The organism is Corynebacterium sp. (genome assembly GCF_012837295.1).
Lineage (GTDB): Bacteria > Actinomycetota > Actinomycetes > Mycobacteriales > Mycobacteriaceae > Corynebacterium.
Genome location: NZ_DURI01000138.1, coordinates 1 through 5,919 on the forward strand (window position 1 = coordinate 1; position 5,919 = coordinate 5,919).

Annotated in this window: 4 protein-coding genes and 2 pseudogenes; 5 read left to right on the plus strand and 1 reads right to left on the minus strand. The window is 72.2% G+C overall.

What is annotated here, in order from left to right; all coding sequences use genetic code 11:
* Together GX015_RS04685 and GX015_RS04690 are read left to right on the plus strand one after the other, a co-directional pair.
* A pseudogene (locus tag GX015_RS04685) lies at positions 1–732 on the plus strand (hypothetical protein); the annotation flags it as partial.
* An 80-nt stretch (positions 733–812) separates the two neighbouring features.
* Complete coding sequence (locus tag GX015_RS04690) at positions 813–1,742, plus strand: SDR family oxidoreductase (RefSeq protein ID WP_291343165.1); 930 nt, start codon at positions 813–815, stop codon at positions 1,740–1,742.
* Positions 1,743–1,963: 221 nt separating this feature from the next.
* On the opposite strand, the gene GX015_RS04695 is transcribed toward GX015_RS04690, so the two are convergent.
* Positions 1,964–2,752: a DedA family protein gene (locus GX015_RS04695; RefSeq protein ID WP_291343166.1), complete on the minus strand. Its 789-nt coding sequence runs from the start codon at positions 2,750–2,752 to the stop codon at positions 1,964–1,966.
* 237 nt (positions 2,753–2,989) lie between these two features.
* Here GX015_RS04695 and GX015_RS04700 point away from each other — a divergent pair, with 237 nt between their 5' ends.
* The 3 genes and pseudogenes from GX015_RS04700 to GX015_RS04710 all read left to right on the plus strand — a co-directional run.
* Positions 2,990–4,411 carry a histidine kinase gene (locus tag GX015_RS04700; RefSeq protein WP_291343168.1) on the plus strand — a complete coding sequence of 474 codons (1,422 nt, stop codon included), beginning with the start codon at positions 2,990–2,992 and terminating at the stop codon, positions 4,409–4,411.
* Between the two features lie 26 nt (positions 4,412–4,437).
* Positions 4,438–5,085 (plus strand): response regulator transcription factor, encoded by a 648-nt coding sequence (locus GX015_RS04705; protein ID WP_196775592.1) that lies wholly within the window; start codon positions 4,438–4,440, stop codon positions 5,083–5,085.
* Between the two features lie 542 nt (positions 5,086–5,627).
* Positions 5,628–5,919 (plus strand): annotated as a pseudogene (locus GX015_RS04710) (MFS transporter); the annotation flags it as partial.

Here is a 5,919-nt window from a genome sequence, read left to right on the forward strand (position 1 = left end):
CGCATCGCGGGGTCGGCGTATTCGCTGAACCCCGGGATGGCCGGGCCGGGGCCGTCGCGGCAGGATGACGTGCCCATCGTGCCGCGCGAAGAGGTCTACGCCGGCGAGACCGGGGCGTTCGCGCCGTTTTTCATGGCGCCGTACAACACCCGCGTGGTGCGCCGCACCGCCGCGCTGCTCGACGCCGACGCCGGGCGCGGTGGCGTGGAGGGCAACCCCGGGGCCGACGGCGCGGGCGTCGAGGGCGCCAACGTCAGCGGCGCCAACACCGGCGACTCCGTCGGCTACGGCGAGGGGTTCCGCTACCGCGAGGTGATGAGCGTCGGCCGCGGCCTGAAGTCCGCCGCCCGCGCCCGCGCCGTGAAGGCCGGGCTGGGCGCGATGCTCGGCGGCATGATGTTCGGGCCGACGGCGAAGGTGCTGGACAAGAAGCTGCCCGCGCCCGGCGAGGGGCCGTCGGAGTCCAGCCGCGCCAACGGCCGCTTCACCATCGACGTGCATTCGCTGACGCTGTCGGGCGTGCAGTGGACCAGCCGCGTCGAGCTGGAGAAGGACCCGGGTTACGACGGCACCGCGATGATGATCTCCGCCGCCGCCCTGGCCCTGGCATTCGACCGCGACCGCCTGCCGGACCGCGCCGGCGTGCTGACCCCGGCGTCCGGCATCGGCGACGCGCTCGTCGACCGGCTGCGCGAGGGCGGCATGAAGATCACCGCCCGGCGGGTGAACTGACGCGCCGGTCGTCCCGGCGGCGTTCCCTTCCACCGATTCCCTCCACCGTCACTGGACCCGCCCCCATCGAAAGGCCCGCCATGACACTGCCCCGCACCTCCTTCACGCACGGTCCGAAGCTGCCCGCGGTCGTCGGCGGCGGCGCTGGCGCGCAGGCAGGAGCTCCGACCACCACCGGGAATGCCGCCGCAGCCACGTCCGCGCCCGGCAAGCCCCGCGCCCTCGTCACCGGCGCCTCCTCGGGCATCGGCTGGGCGTGCGCGGAGGCGCTGCGCGACGCCGGGTTCGAGGTCATCGGCACCTCCCGCAAGGGCGCCGGCGCGGCCCACCCGGACGGCATCGAGATGGTCGCCCTCGACATGGGCGATCCCGCTTCCATCGCCGAGGTCGCCGAGAGCGTGGTCGCGGGCGGGGCGCCGGCCGTCGTCGTCGCCAACGCCGGCGAGAGCCAGTCCGGGCCCTTCGAGGAACTGCCCGCCGATGCCCTGAACAGGGTGTTCCAGGTCAATGTGCTGGGCCAGGTGGATCTGGTGCAGCGGCTGCTGCCGTCGATGCGCGCCGCCGGCCGCGGGCGCGTGATCCTCGTCGGGTCGATGTTGGGCGGCCTGCCGCTGCCGCATCGCTCGTCGTACGTGGCCACGAAGGCGGCGCTGCGCGGGTTCGGCCTGTCCCTGCGCGGCGAGGTCTCGCGCTTCGGCATCGGAGTGACGGTCGTGGAGCCGGGCAGCATCAACACCGGCATTTCCACCCGCCGCACGAAGTACGGCGCCGCCGAGGGCTCCCCCTACCGCGACGACGCCCTCACCATGGTGAGCAACCTCGACGCCAACGAGGCCAAGGGCATCTCCGCCGAGGACATCGCCGAGACCGTCATGGAGGAGGTCGCCGCCGAGCGCCCGTTGCCGCTGGTCGCGCGCGGTTCACGGGCCGGCTTGGTCGTGCCGCTCACGCGAGCGCTGCCGACCGAGGCGACGCTGGCCCTCATGCGCCGCGTGCACGGCCTGAAGTAGTCCCGGCGGGGCGCATCTCCCGCACCCCTGCCGAAAGCGCCGGACGGCCCCCACGGTTTCGTGCCGTGGGGATGCCATGGATTTCGGCGACCTGCGGAAACGCGGATGGCGACGCGGCGTTGGCATCTCCTCGGCACGAGACTTCCGCGCGGGTGCCCTGAAACGCCGACGGCGCCCTCGGCCGGTTGGCTGGAGGGCGCCGAATTCGCGGGCGGCCGGGGTCAGGGGCGGCGGTCGTCGCTCTCCGCCGCATCGCCGTAGCCCATCGAAGCATCGTCGACGTCCGCGACGGTGACGTCGGGGTTCTCCGGCGCGGTCGCCGGATCATCGTCGAGCGAGTTGCCGTCGAGCTCGAGCAGCTCGACGCGGGGCCGGTTGGCCTTGCGGTCGCGCTCCTCGGCCCGCTCGCGCAGCCACCGCCGCACCGCGAACGCCACGAAACCGACCGCCACCAGCGCACACACGATGTAGATGACGGTGGAGAACCGGTCGATCCACTCGCCGACGATGTGCCACTGGTTGCCCAGCAGCACGCCCAGGTACACGAGCACGCCATTCCAGATCGCCGACCCCGCCGTCGTGTACAGCGCGAACTTGCCCAGCGGCATCCGCTGCAGCCCGGCCGGGATGGAGATGATCGACCGGATGCCCGGCACCATGCGGCCGAGGAAAATCGACGCCTCGCCATGCTTCCCGAACCACGCTAGCGCCTTGTCCACGTCGGAAACCTTGGCCAGCGGGATCTTGTCGGCGAGGGCCCGCACGCGGTTCGCGCCCAGCGCCGCGCCCGCCCAGTACAGCAGGAACGCACCGAGCACCGACCCGCCCGTCGCCCATATCACGGCGCTCCACCAGCTGAATTCGCCGGTGGTGGCGGTGAAGCCGGCCAGCGGCAGGAACAGTTCGGACGGCACGGGCGGGATGATCGTCTCGATGAGAATCGCCAGCGCCACGCCCGGCGGCCCCAGGGTGCCCATCAGGGACACTGACCAATCGACGATCGTTTGCACGGGGCTCCTTCGCGGTGGCTCGCGGGCGTCACATGCCCGCGTCGTACAGATTTTCGCGCTTTCGACGACCCATTCTCAACTCCCCGCCGCCCCCGGAGGTTCCCGCCGACCACCGGGGGTAGCGCGCGCACTACCCGGAAACGGGCGCGCGGGCCACTGTATTTTCGCTGGTGGAGCGGTGCAATTGGGTCAGACGGGGCAACAGGGCCCCGCCGCCGGGACACGGAAGGACCCGCCATGAACACCACGCACATCAACGACACTTCGCTTTACGACGGCGCCGAGGAGCGCGGCGCGCCGGCCGTCGTCAAGCAAACCGAGCGGCGCCACCGCGCGCCCGCGACCCTGGGCGAGGCGCTGCGGCGCCCGGGCTACCTGTTCACCAAGTGGCCGTGGCTGGCGCTGGGCAACATCATCGTCGGCATCGCGCTGGCGTCGGTGCTCGGCTCGGTCATTCTGCCGCTGATCGTGCTCAGCCTCGTGCCGCAGATCCGCAACCTGCTGTGGCCGGCGCTGCTGCGCGTCGAAGTGTGGCGGCTGCGGCTCATCGACCGGCCCGGCGCCGACGAGATCGGGCCGCCCATCGACCGCCTGGCCGACGAGGGCGGGACGCCGACGTTCGCCCAGTTCGCGCACCTGGCGCTGGTGATCTTCCTCCTCATCCCGTTCACGGTGGGGGTGGCGTTCCTGCCGGCGATGTTCACCATGCTGTTCTCCCCGTGGCCGTTCTTCGACGGCACGCCCGTGGAGGCGCTCGGCGACAACGCGACCAACGCCGAAGTCGGCCAGGGCATGTACGACACGTTCATCGCGCCGCTGCCGACGTGGCTGCTGGTGACGTGGATCGTCGTCGCCGCGGTGGTCTTCATCATCGCGCTGCTTTACGCCGCCGGCCTGTGGGCCTGGGCGACCGGGCGGCTCGGCCGGACGCTGATGGCGCCCGACGAGGGCCAGCTGCGCGCCGACGTCGACCGCCTCGAGTCCGCCCGGTCCGACGTGCTCGACGCCGCGGCGATGGAACGCACGCGGATCGAGGGCGCGCTTCACGACGGCGTCCAGCACCGGCTCGTCGCCCTGACCATGAAGCTCGGCATGGCCGAGGCCGAGGACCCCGAGGGACCGACCGGCAGGCTCGCCGCCGAGGTGCACGGCGACGTCGACGCCGTGCTCGCCGACCTGCGGCGCGTGATCCGCAACATCCAGCCGCGGGCGCTGTCCGAGCACGGGCTGCGGGCGGCGGTGGCGGACCTCGCCGCCGGAATGCCGATGCCCGTCGACGTCGACGTGCCGTCCGTGCGGATGCCGCGCCACATCGAGGAGGCGGCGTTCTTCTTCGCCGCCGAGGCACTGTCCAACGTGGCCAAGCACTCCGGCGCGAGCCGGGCGACGGTCGTGGCCCGGATCGAGGACGGCGCGGTGCTGTCCCTGACGGTCGCCGACGACGGCCGCGGCGGCGCGGTGGAACTCGCCGACGGCGGCGCCACCACCGGCCAAGGCCTGCGCGGGATGCGCCAGCGGGCCGCCGGCGTCGACGGTAGCGTGGCCGTGACCAGCCCCCACGGGCGCGGCACGACGGTGACGCTGACCTGCCCGACGCGGATCATCGCGGCGCCCGCCGTCCCGGCCGCCCCGACCCCGGAGGAGGATCCGCGCCGATGACCGCCGCCACCCCCGCGCAGGCCCCGCTGCGCATCGTCCTCGCCGAGGATTCGCCCCTGCTGCGCGCGGGGGTGGAGGCCGTTCTGGCCCGCGGCGGCCATGAGGTCGTCGCGGCGGTGGGCGATGGCGCCGCGCTGGTCGACGCCGTCCGCGCCACCGTCCCGGACCTCGTGATCACCGACGTCCGCATGCCGCCGAGCCATTCCGACGAGGGCCTGCGCGCCGCTGCGCAGATCCGCGGGGAGCGCCCTTCGCTGCCGGTCATCGTCCTGTCGCAGTACGTGTCGGTGGCCTACGTCGACGATCTGATGGCCGGCGGCGGCCGCGGTCTCGGTTATCTGCTCAAGGACCGCGTCGCGCACGTCCGCCACTTCCTCGATGCCGTGGCGGATGTCGCGGCGGGCCAGACCATCATCGATCCGGAGGTGGTCCGCGCGCTCGTCGGCGGCGCGGCCGCGTCGGGCCCGATTGCCCTGCTCACGCCCCGCGAGCGCGAGGTCCTGTCGCTGATGGCGGAGGGCCGCACCAATCACGCGATCGCCGAGGCCCTCGTGGTGTCGGAGGCGGCGGTGCGCAAGCACATCGGCGGGATCTTCTCCAAACTTCCGCTTGACGACGGCGCCGACCGCCGCGTCTCCGCCGTCCTCGCCTATTTGCGCTCGGAAGGCCGGTAGCGGCGACCGGAAGCGGGGAGCCGGGAGCCGGCCGCGCCGTCGCGACTCAGCCGCCGGCCCCGCAATGAAGTGTCGGCCGAGGTAGCCGATCACTTTTCGCGCAATTCGACTCAGCCGGCGGCCCCAAAAGTGCAGGTCGCGGACGCCCGGGGTGAGGCGTTTTGCGCGATTTCCCGGATTCCACGGCCACAGCGCGTGAGTGGCCGAGCGAATCCCCGGATGCCGCGACCACGGGCGGGAATATGCACGTGCGGGAGTTAGTGCGCGGATCCTCCAGAGTCGAAATACGCTTTTACATCGCCGCAGGTCAGAAGGGTGCGCGATGGAGGCGAAAATGGGGTCTGGAGGACTCATGCACTAACGCGGCCCGACCCGCGGGGAGAAGGCACGGGTGCCACCCGTAGCCGCCCGGCCCCGTTCGGGGGGTTTCGGCGACAAAAGAGTTAGCGGCCATTCACGGAAGTCGATTCCATCGGTAGGGTTGCCGCATGACTGTGACGCGGAACACACATGGGTCGCCCGGTGAACCCGACGAACCCATCGTGACTCCCACCGCCGAGGAAAACGCCCGGCCGATGATCGGCCGACGGGACTGGCTCCGCATCGGGCTGGCCATGTTCGCCATCGGCTACGGCGCCAACCTCTTCGCCCCGATGCTGGAGGTCTACCGCGCCCTCAACGGCACCGGGCAGTCGTCGGTGACGGCCATGTTCGGCATCTACGCCGCCGGGCTGGTCCCCGCGCTGTTGATTTTCGGCCCCATCTCCGACCGCCGCGGCCGCCGCGCGGTGCTGCGCCCGGCGATGCTCGTCTCCGCCATCGGCACCGTCATCC